The organism is Pseudomonas fluorescens, from assembly GCF_012974785.1.
Lineage (GTDB): Bacteria > Pseudomonadota > Gammaproteobacteria > Pseudomonadales > Pseudomonadaceae > Aquipseudomonas > Aquipseudomonas fluorescens_BT.
The window spans coordinates 5,483,321-5,499,170 of sequence record NZ_CP027561.1 but is presented as its reverse complement, the minus strand read 5'-3'; the positions used below and the strand labels follow the sequence as shown (position 1 = coordinate 5,499,170).

Here is a 15,850-nt window from a genome sequence, read left to right as displayed (position 1 = left end):
GATCGGGCTCTCAAATCAGACTTTAAGTAATTCGTTGAACGCGCGGGCGCGGCGGGTCACCTCGGCGGTGCTGTCTGCGCCGAACAGGCCATGGACCACGGCCAGCAGATCGACACCGTGGGCTACCAGCGGCGCCGCGTTGTCGAGGGTGATGCCGCCAATCGCGCAGATCGGCAGGTGCAGGGTGCGTTTGGCCTCGTCGAGGAGATCGAGGCTGCAACTCGGCGCACCGGGTTTGGTATTGGAATTGAAGAAGCGACCGAAGGCGACGTAACTCGCGCCTTCTTTGGCGGCCTGTGCGGCCAGTTCGAGCTGTGCGTGGCAGGTCGAACCGATGATCGCTTTTGAACCAAGCAAGGCGCGGGTCGGCGACAGCGGGCCGTCGGTCTGCCCCAGGTGCACGCCGACATTCAGGCGTGCGGCCAGTTCGGCGTCATCGTTGATGATCAGTTGCGTCTTGTAGCGCTCGCACAGATCGCGCAGGGCTTCGGCCTCACGCAGGCGCCGGGCCTCGTCGCTGCTCTTGTCGCGGTATTGCAGGAGGGTGACGCCGCCTTCCAGCGCCGCCTCCACGTAGGACAGAAACTTGCCGGCCAGCAACTGGCTGTCGGTGATGGCATACAGGCCACGTAGTTTCATCGCGCAGACCTCAGGCTCGGAACATCAGGAACAGAAATCCAGCGGCAGACGACGCGGCACGAACTGGCCTTTGCCCAGCTGTTCGGCATCGCGCAGGGTGCGCCAGGTGTAATCCAGCGCGGTACGCACCGCGCTGGCCAGGTTTTCACCCAGTGCCAGGCGGCCGGCGAGGGTGCTGGCCAGGGTGCAGCCGGAACCGTGGTAGCTGCCGGGCAGACGCTGGCATTTGAAGGTTTCGCGCAGGCCGTCACGGCTGTACAGGCGATTGTGGATTTCGGTTTCGTCGCCGTGGCCGCCGGTGATCAGCAGGTTCTTGATGTACGGCAACAGTTTTTCAGCGCACTCGTCCGCGGTGCCTTCCGGCAGTTCGGCAAGGATCCGGGCTTCGGGAAGGTTGGGGGTGGCGATGATCGACAGTGGCAGCAGGCGTTCGCGCATGGCGTAGCCGACTTCGTCCTTGCCCAGGCGTCCGCCGCCGCCGGCGCGCAGCACCGGGTCGCAGACCACTGGCAAGTGCGGGTGCGCCTGAAGCAGTTCGACGACGGTGTCGACCATTTCCAGGGAACCGAGCATGCCCAGTTTCACTGCCGCGACTTCGGAATCGTTGAGTACGGCATTGGCCTGGGCCAGTACCCACTCACGGTCGAGGACGCGAAAGTCAGTGACGTTGACCGTGTCTTGCACGGTCAGGGCGGTGACGGCCGGAGCCGCATGGCAACCCTGAGCGAGCAGGGCTTCGATATCTGCCTGCAAGCCGGCGCCACCACTGGGGTCGTGGCCGGAGAGACAGAGGACAACGGGGCGTGAGCTGTAGATATTCATGGTGCGCGAGCTTACCACCAAACCTGTTTTTCGGGTGTTGTGCCGCAGCGCCCTGCCGATAACACGGGTAGCGGATCCACAGCGCTTGTCACAATCTGACCGAGCCAACAGCTCTAGCCCGGTGCTTTGCTCTGAAACGCCCGTTCTAGAGCCTTTGTAGGAAAAATTTCCATGGTGCTCAATGGCCATCAACGGCTATGCTAGAGTGGATCCAAACCAATAACAGGTAATACCGGTTTTACGTCATCTCAAAGGGAATGGGGGGCTTCCTGACACAACCGGACAAGCCACGCTGGGGCTTCAATGCGCTATTTGTTGATGTTGCTGTTCTGTTTGCCCCTCCTGGCAAACGCCGTCGAATTCGACGAGTTCACCCAGAGTCTCCCGCTGGGTCGATCCCTGCAAGTGTTCGAAGACCCGAGCGGTCAGGCGAGCATTGCCGACGTCCGCGCGCAAGCCGCTGCCGGACAATTCAAGGCCCACGATAAAGCCACGCTCAATGCCGGTTACTCGCGCTCGGCGTTCTGGCTGAAGATCGACCTGCATTACCGTCCGAGCAATCCGGCGGCGCAGCGTACCTGGCTGCTGGAGCTGGCCTATCCGCCGCTCGATCACCTCGATCTGTATCTGCCCGACGCCGCCGGCGACTTTCGTCTGGTGCGCCAGACCGGGGACGCGTTGCCGTTCGCCAGTCGCGAGATCCGGCAGAACAACTACCTGTTCAACCTCACGTTCAAGCCAGACCAGCAACAGACCGTCTATTTGCGGCTGTCCAGCGAAGGCTCAATCCAGGCGCCGGTGACGTTGTGGTCGAGCACCGCGTACCTCGAAGACCAGCCGGTGCGCCTGTACGTGCTGGGGATCATTTATGGCGTGCTGCTGGGAATGCTGGTCTACAACCTGTTCATTTACCTCAGCGTGCGCGACACCAGTTACCTCTATTACATCTTCTATATCGCATCGTTCGGCCTCTATCAGCTGTCGGTCAACGGCGCGGCAGTCGAGTATTTCTGGCCGGACAACCCGTGGTGGGCCAACGCCGCCACGCCGTTTTTCATCGGTTGCGCAGGGCTGTTCGGCAGCCAGTTCGCCCGCAGTTTCCTGCAGACCAGGAACCACAGTCCCTGGCTCGACCGGCTCTTGATCGCCCTGATCGCGTTCGGTGCGCTGGTGATCGGTCTGTCGCTGATGACCAGTTATGCCCTGGCCCTGCGCCTGGCGACGACCCTGGCGCTGACCTTTACCGTGGTGATCTTCGCTGCCGGGATCCTCGCCTGGTGGCGCGGCCTGCGAGTGGCGCGCTATTTCATCATCGCCTGGTCGGCTTTTCTGCTCGGCGGGATCGTCAACACCATGATGGTGCTGGGCCTGCTGCCCAACGTGTTCCTGACCATGTACGCCAGCCAGATCGGCTCGGCCATCGAGGTGGCGCTGCTGTCGCTGGCGCTGGCCGACCGCATCAACGCGATGCGTGAGCAACAGGCGCAGACCCTGTTCGACGCCGGCCAGAAACTCGAAGTGCTGAACCAGCAACTGGCCCACAGCAACAAGCTCAAGGACGAGTTCCTGGCGACCCTGACCCATGAACTGCGCACGCCGATGAACGGGGTGATCGGTTCGCTGGAGCTGATGCAGACCGTCGAACTGGACCCGGAACTGGAACAATACCAACAGACCGCCGCCGGTTCGGCGCGGGACATGATGCGCATGGTCAACGGCATCCTGACCCTGACCGAATTGCAGGCCGGCAAGCTCAAAGCCACACCGGGCAGTTTCAGCCTGCGGGCCGTGGTCGAGGCGCTGCGCGTGCAGTTCGACGGCAACGCCTCGAGCAAATCGCTGGACTTCAAGGTCGACGTGCTGGCGACCCTGCCGGATCGCCTGCAGGGCGACAGCGCCAAACTCGCGCAATGCCTGGAGTGCCTGCTGGATAACGCGATCAAGTTCACTCGCGTCGGCGGCCTCGCCTTGCGGGTCACCGGCAAGCCGTCGACGGACAATCGTCTGGCGCTGTCCTTTGCGGTGATCGACACCGGCATCGGTTTTACCGATCTGGACGAGGCGACCCTGTATCAGCGCTTCTTCCAGCTCGACGGCTCGATGACCCGCGAGTACGGCGGCCTGGGCGTGGGGCTGGCGATCTGCCGACAACTGGTGGAACTGCTCGGCGGCAAATTGACCCATCGCTCCGAGCCGGGGCGCGGCAGTCGTTTCCAACTGGACGTCGAGTTTGAATTGCCGGCCGTCGAAGCGGCGCCGACGCTCATTCGCGATGCCATGCGCGCACCGCAGGACTGCACCGTGTTGCTGGTGGACGACAACAGCGTCAATCAATTGGTGATGCGCGGCATGCTGCTCAAGCTCGGTTTCCGCGTGCGTACCGCCGACCATGGTGCCGCCGCCATCGAATGCCTGCAGCGCGAGCCGTTCCATGCAGTGCTGATCGATTGCCAGTTGCCGCCGCTCGATGGCGCGTCACTGTGTTGCCAGATCCACGACCTGCCGGGTTGCGCCAACCTGCCGGTGTTCGTGATCGCGCTGGGGGCGGATCGAGAGCATTGCGCTTCCGCCGGCTCGATCGATTACCTGAGCAAACCGGTGAAATTCGAAGACTTGCAGGTCGCCATGCAGCGTCGGGTGTTGAGTTGTTGATAGGGTGAAAGCGCCGGCATTTAGGCCGATATGACACTTTGATCGGTTCGGGGGCGGTGCTTAACTGAAGCTCTGGCCGATCAAGGAGCCCCGTCATGAACCTGCATCAGTTCGCCGAAACCCACGAAGTCACCAACCAGCCACCGTCGCTGGACGGCACCAACCTGTACCGCATCGACCTGCCGTTGCAGGAGTGGTCGCGGCGGTTCGGTGCCGGCTGGGCCGAGTCGCGGATCGACGCTTACGGCGCGCTGGCCGGCGGGTCGCTGATGGAGGCCGGGTTCCTCGCCAACCAGAACAAACCGGTGTTCGCCAGCCATGACCGCTACGGTCATCGCATCGATCTGGTGGAGTTTCATCCGGCGTATCACGAGCTGATGCGCACGGCGATCGAACATGGCCTGACGTCGTTGCCCTGGGCTCACCCACAGGACGGCGCCCATGTTGCCCGTGCCTCCATGAGCTATCTGCACAGCCAGGCCGAGGCCGGCAGCGGTTGCCCGTTGACCATGACCTTCGCCAGTGTTCCCGCGCTGCGCTTGCAGCCGGACCTGGCCGAACAGTGGCTGCCGAAGATCCTCGCCACCGAATACGACCCGCGCAATGTCGGCATGGCCCACAAGGCTGGCGTCACCATCGGCATGGCGATGACCGAGAAACAGGGCGGCACCGACGTGCGCGCCAACACCACCAAGGCCTATCCGGTCGGCGCCAGCGGCCCGGGCCAGGCTTATGAGCTGGTGGGGCACAAGTGGTTCTGCTCGGCGCCGATGTGCGATGCGTTCCTGACGCTGGCGCAGACCGACAAGGGCCTGACCTGTTTCCTGCTGCCGCGCCATCGTCCGGACGACACGCGCAATCAGTTCTACATCCAGCGTCTGAAAAACAAGCTCGGCAACCAGTCCAACGCCTCCAGCGAAGTGGAGTTCCGTGGCGCGCTGGCGTGGATGGTCGGTGAAGAAGGGCGCGGCGTGCCGACCATCATCGAGATGGTGGCCATGACCCGCTTCGATTGCATGGTCGGCTCCAGCTCGCTGATGCGTCAGGCGCTGACCCAGGCCAGCCATCACTGCGCCCATCGCAAGGTCGGCGGCAAACTGCTCAGCGAACAACCGTTGATGCAGAATGTGTTGGCCGATCTGGCCCTGGAAAGCGAAGCCGCGCTGGCCCTGAGCCTGCGCATGGGCAAGGCGCTGGATCATCTGAATGATCGCCATGAAGCGCAGTTCGCCCGACTGGTGACGGCGGTGGGCAAATACTGGATCTGCAAACGCGCACCGGCGATGATCAACGAAGCCGCCGAATGCATGGGCGGCGCGGGATATGTCGAGGACAGCATCCTGCCGCGGCTGTACCGCGAGGCACCAGTGAACTCGACGTGGGAAGGCTCCGGCAACGTGCAATGCCTCGATGTGTTGCGCGCGCTGTCGAAGGAGCCGGGCGTGCTCGACGTGCTGTTCAACGAACTGGGCGATGGCCATGGCGACAAACGGCTGGCAGCGCATATCCAGCAATTGCAGGCGTCGTTCAAGGACACCAGCGACATTCAGTACCGGGCGCGGCAATTGACCGAAGACATCGCGCTGGGGCTGCAAGCGAAGCTGTTGCTGGAGGCCGGTAATACGGCAGTCAGCGATGCCTTTATCGCCAGTCGCCTGAGCGGTGGCGGTCGGGCCTACGGCGCGTTGCCGCGTGGGCTGGATGTTGAAGCCATCGTCGCCCGTTCCACCCCGCAAGGTTTCTAAAGCATCCCTGTGGGAGCGGGCAAGCCCGCTCCCACAGGGACCGCATATGCCTGTCAGATTGATGAATAGCCACAACGCCACTGTTTCCGTGACGCCACGATGCAGGCAAGATGAAGCTCTGCAAGTCAGAACACAGGAAGCTGATCGTGACCGAAGCGTTTATTGTCGTTCAAACCGCCGAACAGGCCGTGGATCGTCTCGCCGAGCTGCATGAGCGGGCCACCACGGCGCTGAACTCGGCGCTCAAGCGTTATCTCAAGGATCGCGTCGAGCCCGACGCCGAGCAACGTGCCCTGTTCCGTTATCCCGAACTGCGTCTGACCTACCACTGCCAGGGCGAAGTCCCGCAGACCACCCGCGCCTACGCCAAAGTGCAGTTGCCGGGCACCTACAGCGTGACCGTCACCCATCCGAAGGCGTTTCGCAAATACCTGCTCGAGCAGCTCACACCGCTGATGCACGACTTCACCGTGACTGTCGAAGTCGGGGTCAGCGGGCAGAACATTCCCTATCCGTACGTGGTCGAGCAGGGCGATGAACTGGCCGGCTCCGGTGTCACCGCTGCGGTGTTGGCGCGGGTGTTCCCGAGTACCGACCTGTCCGCCGCCACCGATGGCATCGCCGACGGCCTCTACGACTGGGAAAACACCGATCCGCTGCCGCTGGCGCTGTTCGATGCGGCCCGCGTCGACTTCTCCCTGCGCCGTCTGGTGCATTACACCGGCAGCGACTGGCGCCATGTGCAGCCGTGGATTCTGCTGACCAACTACCACCGTTATGTCGACCAGTTCATCGTCCATGGTCTGGAGCAACTGCGCCGCGACCCGCGCTTCGTGCGCATGGTGCTGCCGGGCAATGTGATCATCGAAAAAGGCATGGATCACGGCGAAGCCTCGGCAATTGCCGCCGGTGTGGTCTGGCATCGCTACCAGATGCCGGCCTATCACCTGATCGCCAGCGATGGCCACGGCGTGACACTGGTGAACATCGGTGTCGGCCCGTCCAACGCCAAGAACATCACCGACCACCTGGCCGTGTTGCGTCCGCATTGCTGGCTGATGATCGGTCACTGCGGCGGCCTGCGTCAGTCGCAGACCATCGGCGACTACGTGCTGGCCCACGCTTATATGCGTCGCGACGGGATTCTCGACCGGGTGGTGCCACCGAACATTCCGATCCCGGCACTGGCCGAAGTGCAGCTGGCGCTGCAACAAGCGGCGGCCAACATCACCGGCGAAAAAGGCGAAGAGCTGAAGAAGCGTCTGCGCACCGGCACCGTGCTGACCTATGACGACCGTAACTGGGAATTGCGCTGGGCTCAGGAACGACCGCTGATCAACCTGTCCCGCGCCGTGGCCGTGGACATGGAAAGCGGCACCATCGCCGCCCAGGGTTATCGCCTGCGGGTGCCGTACGGCACGTTGCTGTGTGTATCGGACAAGCCGCTGCACAGTGAAATCAAGCTGCCGGGTTCGGCCAATGCGTTCTACGAACGTGCGGTCAGCCAGCACTTGAAGATCGGCATCGAAGCGGTGGACCTGCTGCGCACCGAACTCAACTCGCTGCACTCGCGCAAACTGCGCAGCTTCGACGAGCCGCCGTTCCGCTAACGGTTAGTCGTGGTCATTTGGCGGTCGGGGCACTAGCATTGTCAGCCCTGATCGCCAAATGCCTGTGCACTTATGTCCCGTCCCCAACGTCCGCCTTCCCGCCGCCCGGGCGCGAAGCCAGCTTATTCAGCCCCGCGTCGTGTCGCCAAGGCACCACCGGCCGAGCCGAAGCTGATCCTGTTCAACAAACCGTTCGATGTGCTGACGCAATTCAGCGACGGCGAAGGGCGGGCGACGCTCAAGGATTACATCGACGTTCCGGGCATCTACCCGGCCGGACGGCTGGATCGCGACAGCGAAGGTTTGCTGCTGCTGACCAACGACGGCCAGTTGCAGGCGCGGATCGCCGACCCCAAACACAAGCTGGCGAAAACCTATTGGGTGCAGGTCGAAGGCGTGCCGACGGCCGAGCAGTTGCAGCGCCTGCGTGACGGCGTTGAATTGAATGACGGCATGACCTTGCCCGCTGAGGCGCGGCAACTGGAGGAGCCTGAACTGTGGCCGCGCAATCCGCCGGTGCGCTTTCGCGCAACCATTCCGACCACCTGGCTGGAACTGGTGATTCGTGAAGGGCGCAATCGCCAGGTACGGCGGATGACCGCGGCGGTGGGGTTGCCGACGTTGCGGTTGGTGCGGGTCAGGATTGGTGACTGGACGATCGAAGGGCTCGATCAGGGCCAGTGGAAAGAAGTGCCGGCGCGCTTATAAGGCGCCGGATTCGATCAGGCCGATCACCACGCTCTTGATGATGAACGCGGCCACGCCCAGGCCCAGCACGAAGAACAGAATGAACGATCCGAAGCGCCCGGCCTTGGACTTCTTCGCCAGATCCCAGACGATGAAGCCCATGAAAATGATCAGGATGCTGACCAGGCCAGTCATCATCCACTCTTCAAATACTGCTGGATCCATTAGGTTCTCCGGCGCGCACGGGGCTAAAAGGGCGCGGCGAGTATACGCCAAGGGGGGCGGGGTGGCATTGATCTGGGTCTGATCCGACGACTGGCCCTCACCCTCACCCTAACCCTCTCCCGGGGGGAGAGGGGACTGACCGAGGTGTCTGGCGTCATACATCGACCTGAAATTTCCAGTCGATTATGGATTCACAGCAGGGCGTTCAGGTCGGCGTACTTCTCGAGCAACCCACCGTCGGCCCCTCTCCCTCCGGGAGAGGGCTGGGTGAGGGCAGCTCTGATCAGCTACGCAGATGCGTGAGAGGCAATTCAGTGCTGTTGAGCACCTGATTCAACACAAAGCTCGAGCGCACACTGGTCACGCCTTCAATCCGCGTCAGATGCCCCAGCAGCAGTTTCTGATAGTGATCCATGTCCGGCACCACGACCTTCAGTTGATAGTCGGCATCGACCCCGGTCACCAGGCTGCATTCCAGCACCTGCGGCAAGGTGCGGATCGCCGCTTCGAAGTTCTCGAAGCGCTCCGGTGTGTGCCGGTCCATGCCGATCAGCACGTAGGCGGTCAGGCTCAGGCCGAGCATCTTGCGATCCAGCAGGGCGACCTGACGGGAGATGTAGCCGTCGTCCTCCAGCTGCTTGACCCGGCGCGAGCAAGGGGATGGTGACAGACCGATGCGCTCGGCCAGTTCCTGGTTGGAGATGCGGGCGTCGCGCTGCAATTCCGCCAGAATGCTCAGGTCATAACGGTCGAGTTTGCTCATGAATCTGTCCTTTGTTCTAACTATTGCGGCGGATTATCTATCCAGGGTTAAAAATTGCGCAAGTGATGTTTAATTGAGCAATCTTCGCAATCATCTGTCGCGGGCTCGAGCCTATCCTTATCACCAGAATCACTGCTCGGTAACACAGTCCACTGCGGCCCGCCCAATCAGGCCCGCCGCGGCCGCCGCCCCCACCGGGGACGTGCCGGCCCCCGAGCTGCACACTGTCCAGAAGACGGCGTGAGGTGAGCCGACGTCAAAAGCGTCGAGCCAGGACGAAGTTCTCTGGAAGGGAGGCCGACGGGTCTCCCTTTTTTCTTGCCCGCGATTTGACCTCACACACTCAATAAATAAATGGCGTGACTGATAACCTGTTGCAGAACCCGGTGTGCCCCTTTCCGGTCTTAGCTACAAGCCCTTCTTAATTACAGGGTCCAGCCCGCAGTGAGGAATTTCATGAAGTCGCGTATCTGGCGTGTGGCCAGTGTTGGTTTGCTGTGTGTGAGTGTCTGTGCGCAGGTACTGGCCGATGAGCCGCAGAATCGCGGCCCCGAGGGCGGCGGACGCGAGCGGGAGCATTGGGGCAACAATCAAGAGCACGGCGGCGGCAATCAGCCACGTCCACAAAACCAGCCTCAGCAGAATCAGCCTCGGCCGCAGAACAACGAAATCATTCGTGGCGACAACAGCCGCCAGTTCGAACACAACGGCCAGCAGCACAACAATGGGCAGTGGCAGAACCACGACCAGAACCGTCCGGCCTACAACCCCAATCCGGTCCGCCAGCCGCCACCGCCGCCACAACTGCCGGCCAACAGTCTGCCGATCCAGCCACGCCCCGACACTGTGCGCCAGACCCAGGAGCCGCGTCAGGGCTACTACCGCGACGAGCGCCCGCAGAATGGCTACCACCAGAACTGGCAGACCGGCAATCGACCCGATGACCGTCGCTGGCCGGGTCGCCCCGACGGGCATGGCAACGGCTGGGGCCCCGGCCCGCAGTACCGGCCGGGCCATGTGATCGACCGCTTCCCGGATCGTGACTTCCGCGTTCCGTATCGCGGCCAGGATTACTTCTACTCCGGCGGCTACTGGTATCGCCCGCAAGGTCCGCGTTACATCGTGGTTCAGCCGCCACGGGGAATTCGCATCCAGTACCTGCCGGATTATGCCCGTGAAGTGTGGATCGGCGGTTCGCTGTTGTTCCTGGCGGCAGGCTCGTACTACGCCTATCAGGAAGCGACCCAGGATTACGTGGTGGTCGAGCCGCCGGTGCAGCAACCGCCGCAACCGGCCAACAACGGTTATGACGTGGAAGCCTATCCGGCCAACGGCCAGTCGCCGGAGCAAGTTCAGCAGGACGGCTACCAGTGCTATCAATACGCGGTGCAGCAAAGCGGTTTCGATCCGCGCACTGCAACCTATCAGCCGGCGCCCGAAGTGGTGCAGGCCTACCGCCAGGCCCAGGGCAATTGCCTGAGCAGTCGCGGTTATCAGGTCAATTACTGAGCGCGGGCGGCTTTCACCACTTCCTGCGGGTCGGCGTGCACCAGCACTTCGGCCCGTGGGTAGGCAGCGTGGATCGCATCGGCAGCCTGATCGCTGATGCCGTGGGCGACTGACAGCGTCAACTCTCCCGGCAATTCCAGGTGCAACTGCACGAACCAGTGATTACCGGAAATCCGCGTGCGCAGATCATGCGCGCCGAGCACGCCCGGCACGCCGCACGCCAGTTCGAGCATGTGCTGACTGACATCCGTCGGCAGCTCTTCATCCATCAGCACCGAAAAACTTTCCCGGGCGATCTGGATCGCGCTCCACAGGATGTACACGGCGATCCCCAGACCGAACCAGGCATCCAGTTGATGAAAGCCCAGACCCGCCAGGATCAGCGCGATCAGGATGCTGCCGTTGAGCAACATGTCCGAACGGTAATGCAGCGAGTCTGCGCGCACCGCGTTGGAGCCGGTCTGCTTGATCACCCGGTGCTGCAGCATCAACAGCGCTGCTGTCAGCACCAGCGAAAACACGATCACGCCGATACTGATCCACGGCGCGCCGAGCGGCTCAGGCTGCTGAATTCGCTCATACGCCTGAAACGCAATCAGTGTCGCACTGCCGCCAATGAACAGCGCCTGCGCCATGCCCGCCAGGGATTCGGCCTTGCCGTGGCCATAACGATGATCGTTATCCGCCGGGCGCAGCGCGTAATGCACCGCCAGCAGATTGAGCAACGAGGTGACGCCATCGAGAGCCGAGTCGGTGAGGCCGGCGAGCATGCTCACCGAACCGCTCAGCCACCAGGCGATGGCTTTGGCGATGATCAGCGTACAGGCCACCGCTACCGAGGCGCGGGTCGCCAGCCGCAGCAGGCGGGCGTGTTCGGGGCTGGGGGTCATGGGTTCGTCAATTCCTTATGCGGCAGGTTGCAGGCCGAACATCGCCAGTTGCTGGGTGCTGCCCTTGTGCTGGATCAGCCGTGGGTCGTCCAGCGGCAGGTTGCGGCCCAATTCTGTTTCGAGAATAGCCTGCAACTTGAGGTTATCGACCTGACCGTCCGGGCCGATGGCTTGCTTGAGCTTGGCCGGATCGACCTGCGCCGTGTGGCCCGGTTCGAAATAGATCGCGCCGGTGGTGAAGTCCACGGCAAACGCGATCAGGCCGGGAATGATGTAGAACAACAGGCCCACGGCATCGAGCACGGCAATCGCCGGGTCGATCTTGCCGTCGATCTGGCCGCGCCGGTCGGGATAGAAAATCGAACCGCACGCAGTGATCTGAGTGAGCAGGGTGGCAACCAGTACACCGCCGATCAGGCGAAAAGGTAAGCGCATGGGAATCTCCTGAGTCATCTGTTAACGAAGCGTCATCGTGTGAAGTTAAGACCCTGACGAACGCCTGGCAGTTCGCCGTTATACTCGCCGCTCTGTTTGGGAGCCAGCATGATTTCTTTGCCAATCGATGAAGTTTTACCCGCCCTGCGTGAAGCCCTCGCGACACGCCACGAAGCCGTGCTCGAAGCACCGCCCGGCGCCGGTAAAACCACCCGCGTGCCCTTGGCCCTGCTCAATGAAGCGTGGCTGAACGGGCAGACCATTCTCATGCTCGAACCCCGTCGACTGGCCGCGCGTGCAGCCGCAGAACGGTTGGCCAGCGAGCTGGGCGAGAAGGTCGGTGAAACCGTCGGTTATCGCATCCGCCTCGACAGCAAGGTCGGCCCGAACACGCGCATCGAAGTGGTCACAGAAGGGATTCTCACCCGGCGTTTGCAGGACGACCCGGCGCTGGAAGGCGTGGGCCTGCTGATCTTCGACGAATTTCACGAACGCAGCCTCGACGCCGATCTGGCGCTGGCCCTCAGTCTGAACGGTCGGGAGCTGTTTCGAGCTGAACAACCGCTGAAGATTCTGCTGATGTCCGCCACCCTTGAAGGTGAACGTCTGGCCGGGTTGCTCGACGACGCGCCGATCCTGCGCAGCGAAGGCCGGATGTTCCCGGTGACGATGCGCTGGGGCCGGCCATTCCAGCCCGGCGAATACATCGATCAACGCGTCACGCAAACGGTGCTTGAAGCCCTGCACGACGAAACCGGCAGCCTGTTGGTGTTCCTGCCGGGGCAGGCGGAAATCCGCCGTGTTCATCAGCATTTGGCGGACGCCATCGGTGAGCGCAGCGACGTCTTGCTCTGCCCGCTGCACGGCGAACTCGACCTGAACGCACAACGCGCCGCCATCGACCCGGCCCCGGCAGGACAGCGCAAAGTGGTGCTGGCCACCAACATCGCCGAAACCAGCCTGACCATCAACGGTGTGCGCGTGGTGATCGACGCCGGGCTGGCACGGGTGCCGCGTTTCGACCCGGGCAGCGGCATGACCCGCCTCGACACCCAGCGCATCTCCAGGGCCAGCGCCACCCAGCGCGCGGGCCGGGCCGGGCGTCTGGAACCAGGCGTGTGTTATCGCCTGTGGTCGCAAGATCAGCATGAACAACTGGCGGCTTATGGCAGTGCGGAAATCCTTTCGGCGGATCTCGCAGGGCTGGCGTTGCAACTCGGGCGCTGGGGCGTGGCGCCGAGTGATTTGATCTGGCTGGATGTGCCGCCAGCGGCCGCTTACGCACAGGCTCAGGATCTGTTGCAGCGCCTCGGTGCGCTGGACGGTGAAAGCCTCAACCGTCACGGGAAGGCCATGGCTGAATTGCCGGCGCACCCGCGTATCGCCCATTTGCTGTTGCGCGGTCAGGCATTGGGGCTGGCGACCATGGCGTGCGACGTCGCCGCGTTGCTCGGCGAGCGGGATATTTTGCGTGGCGCCGGGGCCGATCTTCACAGTCGTTTGGCACTGCTGTCCGGTGAAGAACGTGCGGCCCGTGGTGCCCAGGGCGGCGTGCAGCGCGCCCGGCAACTGGCGCGGCAATATCGCGGCTACCTGCGTGGGCAACCGAGCGAACCGGTCGCCGACCCGGATCACCCGCGCTGGCTCGGTGCCCTGTTGGCGCTGGCCTACCCGGACCGCGTCGCTCAGCAGCGGCGTGCTGGTGGTGCCGAATATCGTCTGGCCAACGGCCGTGCGGCGCTGTTCGCCGAAGCCGACAGTCTGATGAAGGAACCGTGGATCGTGATCGCCGACCTCGGCAGCCGTCAGGGCCAGCGCGAAGAGCGGATTTATCTGGCGGCAGATTTCGATCCGGCGCTGTTCGATTCGGTGCTGGCCGAGCAGGTGCACAACGTCGATCAACTGGACTGGGACGAACGCGAAGGCGTGCTGCGCGCCGAGCGTCAGCGCAAGGTCGGCGAACTGATCCTCAGCCGCGAACCACTGACTGGTCTCGACGAAAGCGCCCGCAGTCAGGCACTGGTCAATCTGGTGCGGCGCAAAGGTCTGGAGCTGCTGCCGTGGACCCCGGACCTGCGCCAGTGGCAGGCGCGAGTCGCCTTGCTGCGCCAGCTCGACCTGGATGCCAAGGGCGACAGCCAATGGCCGGATGTCAGCGACGCCACACTGCTGAAAAACCTCGAAGACTGGCTGATGCCTTATCTGGGCAAGGTCTCGCGCCTCAGTCATTTCGCCAACCTCGACCTGTCGAGCATCGTGCGCAATCTGCTGCCATGGCCGCTTCCACAGCAACTCGACGAACAGGCACCGCATCACCTGAGCGTGCCGTCAGGCTCCTCCATTCGCCTCGACTACAGCGAGCAGCCACCGATTCTCGCGGTGCGCTTGCAGGAGCTGTTCGGCCTGGCCGACACACCGCGCATCGCCGGCGGCCGGCAAGTGGTCAAACTGCACCTGCTGTCGCCCGCACGACGTCCGGTGCAGGTGACGCAGGATCTGGCCAACTTCTGGCGCAGCACCTATGCCGAAGTGAAGAAGGATCTGAAGGGGCGGTATCCGAAGCATTACTGGCCGGATGATCCGCTGGTGGCTGAAGCCACTGCGCGGGCCAAACCGCGGGGTACGTGACAGAAGGCATTCAGGTAAGGCTTCCATCTTTCTCAATTATGCGTAATTATTTCCTTATTCATAAATTATTTATTTTGACATAAAGGCTCATAATGACCCCGGAAACCAAGGACTCGCTGCTCTTTCCTCGCACCAATCTGGCTGAAGGAATCCTGGTCACTTTCGAGTCTCGCCTGCAGAACGCCGCAACGATATTCGCGCCTCGACGCAAGGGTAAAACCACCTTTCTGATCAACGACTTGATACCGATTGCCAAGGCACACGGCTTTATTGTTGCAACAGCAGACCTGTGGTTTGACAAGGCGCATCCTGAGCGGGTAATCGCGGGTGCGCTGTATGAGGCCATCCACGGTACAGGGTTCTTGCGACGCAACTGGCTAAAGCTCATGCGACCGGGTTCTCTCGTCCAGTCGGTAGAGGCCGGCGCCAGTACTGACGGCGTAACAGTGAAGGCCGAACTGGCGAAGGAAGGCGGACTGAACCTGATCGAGCTCTTCGAGCGCTTCCGGATACTCGGTAACGGCAAGGCGCTGCTGATCATCGATGAGGTCCAGCATCTGGCGAGCCGGAAGGAATTCGAAGACTTGACCGCTACGCTCCGTTCGCTGCTGCAGCATGCGCACGGTGAAGTCTTTGCAGTGTTTACAGGTTCCTCCCAGGATGGCCTGCATCGAATGTTTCGTCGTACCAAAGCACCGTTCTATCAGTTCAGCCACGAGATCCAGTTTCCTAATCTTGGCTTGGAGTTTGTCCAGCATCTGGGCCAGCGGTTTCAGGAAATCACCGGAAGGGAGTGGGAGGTAAACGCCGCTTTCGAGCGTTTTGCTGCTCGCGGTTACATGCCCAAGTACATTCGCGACGTATTCCTGCTGTGTCTCACTGAGGGGCTCAGTGTGCGAGATGCAGACCATCGTGCCTGGAGCACCATGACGGACGAAGGCAACTTCGAGAACCTGATCCTGGAGATGGCTCCCCTGGATTTCACCGTACTTATCGGGCTGGTGAGGGGCCTTCCCATTTTTTCTACCGAAGGACGCGAATGGATTGGCAGCGAGATGCCCGGTGGCCACGTGCCCAGCGCGGCGACGGTTCAGACTGCCTTGAAGCGCCTGCAACGCCGCGACCTGGTCGGCAACCTCGGGCATGGTGAGTGGGCGATTGAAGACATTGCCATGGAAGGTTACTTGCGTCGGAACTTCGTTGAAATTGACCCTCAACTCGGCACGGAGAACGATCAATAGGTTT

The 15,850-nt window shown here is 62.3% G+C and carries 13 protein-coding genes; 7 read left to right on the top strand and 6 right to left on the bottom strand.

Annotated features, from left to right (window positions below):
* Window positions 1-15: 15 nt before the first annotated feature.
* Together thiE and C6Y56_RS25045 are read right to left on the bottom strand one after the other, a co-directional pair.
* A complete protein-coding gene (gene thiE, locus C6Y56_RS25050; RefSeq protein WP_169432052.1) occupies window positions 16-639 on the bottom strand; it encodes a thiamine phosphate synthase in 624 nt (207 codons plus the stop codon).
* A 24-nt stretch (window positions 640-663) separates the two neighbouring features.
* Entirely contained in the window at window positions 664-1,461 is a 798-nt protein-coding gene (locus tag C6Y56_RS25045; protein ID WP_007958699.1) for a hydroxymethylpyrimidine/phosphomethylpyrimidine kinase, read from the bottom strand.
* Between the two features lie 303 nt (window positions 1,462-1,764).
* On the opposite strand from C6Y56_RS25045, the gene C6Y56_RS25040 reads away from it, so the two are divergent.
* From C6Y56_RS25040 to C6Y56_RS25025, 4 genes are all read left to right on the top strand, one after another.
* A complete protein-coding gene (locus C6Y56_RS25040) occupies window positions 1,765-4,113 on the top strand; it encodes a hybrid sensor histidine kinase/response regulator (protein WP_169432051.1) in 2,349 nt (782 codons plus the stop codon).
* A 95-nt stretch (window positions 4,114-4,208) separates the two neighbouring features.
* Window positions 4,209-5,858 carry an acyl-CoA dehydrogenase family protein gene (locus C6Y56_RS25035; RefSeq protein WP_169432050.1) on the top strand — a complete coding sequence of 550 codons (1,650 nt, stop codon included), beginning with the start codon at window positions 4,209-4,211 and terminating at the stop codon, window positions 5,856-5,858.
* A gap of 110 nt (window positions 5,859-5,968) precedes the next feature.
* Window positions 5,969-7,468 carry an AMP nucleosidase gene (gene amn, locus C6Y56_RS25030; protein WP_011336076.1) on the top strand — a complete coding sequence of 500 codons (1,500 nt, stop codon included), beginning with the start codon at window positions 5,969-5,971 and terminating at the stop codon, window positions 7,466-7,468.
* Between the two features lie 72 nt (window positions 7,469-7,540).
* Window positions 7,541-8,176: a pseudouridine synthase gene (locus C6Y56_RS25025; protein ID WP_249314341.1), complete on the top strand. Its 636-nt coding sequence runs from the start codon at window positions 7,541-7,543 to the stop codon at window positions 8,174-8,176.
* Here C6Y56_RS25025 and C6Y56_RS25020 read toward each other — a convergent pair.
* Window positions 8,171-8,380: a DUF2788 domain-containing protein gene (locus tag C6Y56_RS25020; RefSeq protein ID WP_003228500.1), complete on the bottom strand. Its 210-nt coding sequence runs from the start codon at window positions 8,378-8,380 to the stop codon at window positions 8,171-8,173. The two genes, C6Y56_RS25025 and C6Y56_RS25020, sit on opposite strands and share 6 nt — an antisense overlap.
* Before the next feature lie 283 nt (window positions 8,381-8,663).
* Window positions 8,664-9,143, bottom strand: a complete 480-nt coding sequence (locus tag C6Y56_RS25015; RefSeq protein ID WP_007909658.1) for an Lrp/AsnC family transcriptional regulator — start codon at window positions 9,141-9,143, stop codon at window positions 8,664-8,666.
* Window positions 9,144-9,599: 456 nt separating this feature from the next.
* Between C6Y56_RS25015 and C6Y56_RS25010 the strand changes: the two genes are divergently transcribed.
* Window positions 9,600-10,652 (top strand): DUF6515 family protein, encoded by a 1,053-nt coding sequence (locus C6Y56_RS25010; protein WP_169432049.1) that lies wholly within the window; start codon window positions 9,600-9,602, stop codon window positions 10,650-10,652.
* Here the strand turns inward: C6Y56_RS25010 and C6Y56_RS25005 are convergent.
* Window positions 10,646-11,542: a cation diffusion facilitator family transporter gene (locus tag C6Y56_RS25005; RefSeq protein ID WP_169432048.1), complete on the bottom strand. Its 897-nt coding sequence runs from the start codon at window positions 11,540-11,542 to the stop codon at window positions 10,646-10,648. The genes C6Y56_RS25010 and C6Y56_RS25005 overlap by 7 nt on opposite strands.
* 15 nt (window positions 11,543-11,557) lie before the next feature.
* Window positions 11,558-11,977, bottom strand: coding sequence for a polyribonucleotide nucleotidyltransferase (locus tag C6Y56_RS25000; RefSeq protein ID WP_169432047.1), 420 nt, complete (start codon window positions 11,975-11,977; stop codon window positions 11,558-11,560).
* A 108-nt stretch (window positions 11,978-12,085) separates the two neighbouring features.
* On the opposite strand from C6Y56_RS25000, the gene hrpB reads away from it, so the two are divergent.
* Window positions 12,086-14,605 carry an ATP-dependent helicase HrpB gene (gene hrpB, locus C6Y56_RS24995; RefSeq protein ID WP_169432046.1) on the top strand — a complete coding sequence of 840 codons (2,520 nt, stop codon included), beginning with the start codon at window positions 12,086-12,088 and terminating at the stop codon, window positions 14,603-14,605.
* A 92-nt stretch (window positions 14,606-14,697) separates the two neighbouring features.
* Window positions 14,698-15,846 (top strand): hypothetical protein, encoded by a 1,149-nt coding sequence (locus C6Y56_RS24990; protein ID WP_169432045.1) that lies wholly within the window; start codon window positions 14,698-14,700, stop codon window positions 15,844-15,846.
* Window positions 15,847-15,850: the final 4 nt, after the last annotated feature.

Coding starts and splice junctions, on each gene's coding strand:
- thiE (WP_169432052.1), bottom strand. CDS start 639: ATGAAACTACGTGGCCTGTATGCCATCACCGACAGCCAGTTGCTGGCC.
- C6Y56_RS25045 (WP_007958699.1), bottom strand. CDS start 1,461: ATGAATATCTACAGCTCACGCCCCGTTGTCCTCTGTCTCTCCGGCCAC.
- C6Y56_RS25040 (WP_169432051.1), top strand. CDS start 1,765: ATGCGCTATTTGTTGATGTTGCTGTTCTGTTTGCCCCTCCTGGCAAAC.
- C6Y56_RS25035 (WP_169432050.1), top strand. CDS start 4,209: ATGAACCTGCATCAGTTCGCCGAAACCCACGAAGTCACCAACCAGCCA.
- amn (WP_011336076.1), top strand. CDS start 5,969: ATGAAGCTCTGCAAGTCAGAACACAGGAAGCTGATCGTGACCGAAGCG.
- C6Y56_RS25025 (WP_249314341.1), top strand. CDS start 7,541: ATGTCCCGTCCCCAACGTCCGCCTTCCCGCCGCCCGGGCGCGAAGCCA.
- C6Y56_RS25020 (WP_003228500.1), bottom strand. CDS start 8,380: ATGGATCCAGCAGTATTTGAAGAGTGGATGATGACTGGCCTGGTCAGC.
- C6Y56_RS25015 (WP_007909658.1), bottom strand. CDS start 9,143: ATGAGCAAACTCGACCGTTATGACCTGAGCATTCTGGCGGAATTGCAG.
- C6Y56_RS25010 (WP_169432049.1), top strand. CDS start 9,600: ATGAAGTCGCGTATCTGGCGTGTGGCCAGTGTTGGTTTGCTGTGTGTG.
- C6Y56_RS25005 (WP_169432048.1), bottom strand. CDS start 11,542: ATGACCCCCAGCCCCGAACACGCCCGCCTGCTGCGGCTGGCGACCCGC.
- C6Y56_RS25000 (WP_169432047.1), bottom strand. CDS start 11,977: ATGCGCTTACCTTTTCGCCTGATCGGCGGTGTACTGGTTGCCACCCTG.
- hrpB (WP_169432046.1), top strand. CDS start 12,086: ATGATTTCTTTGCCAATCGATGAAGTTTTACCCGCCCTGCGTGAAGCC.
- C6Y56_RS24990 (WP_169432045.1), top strand. CDS start 14,698: ATGACCCCGGAAACCAAGGACTCGCTGCTCTTTCCTCGCACCAATCTG.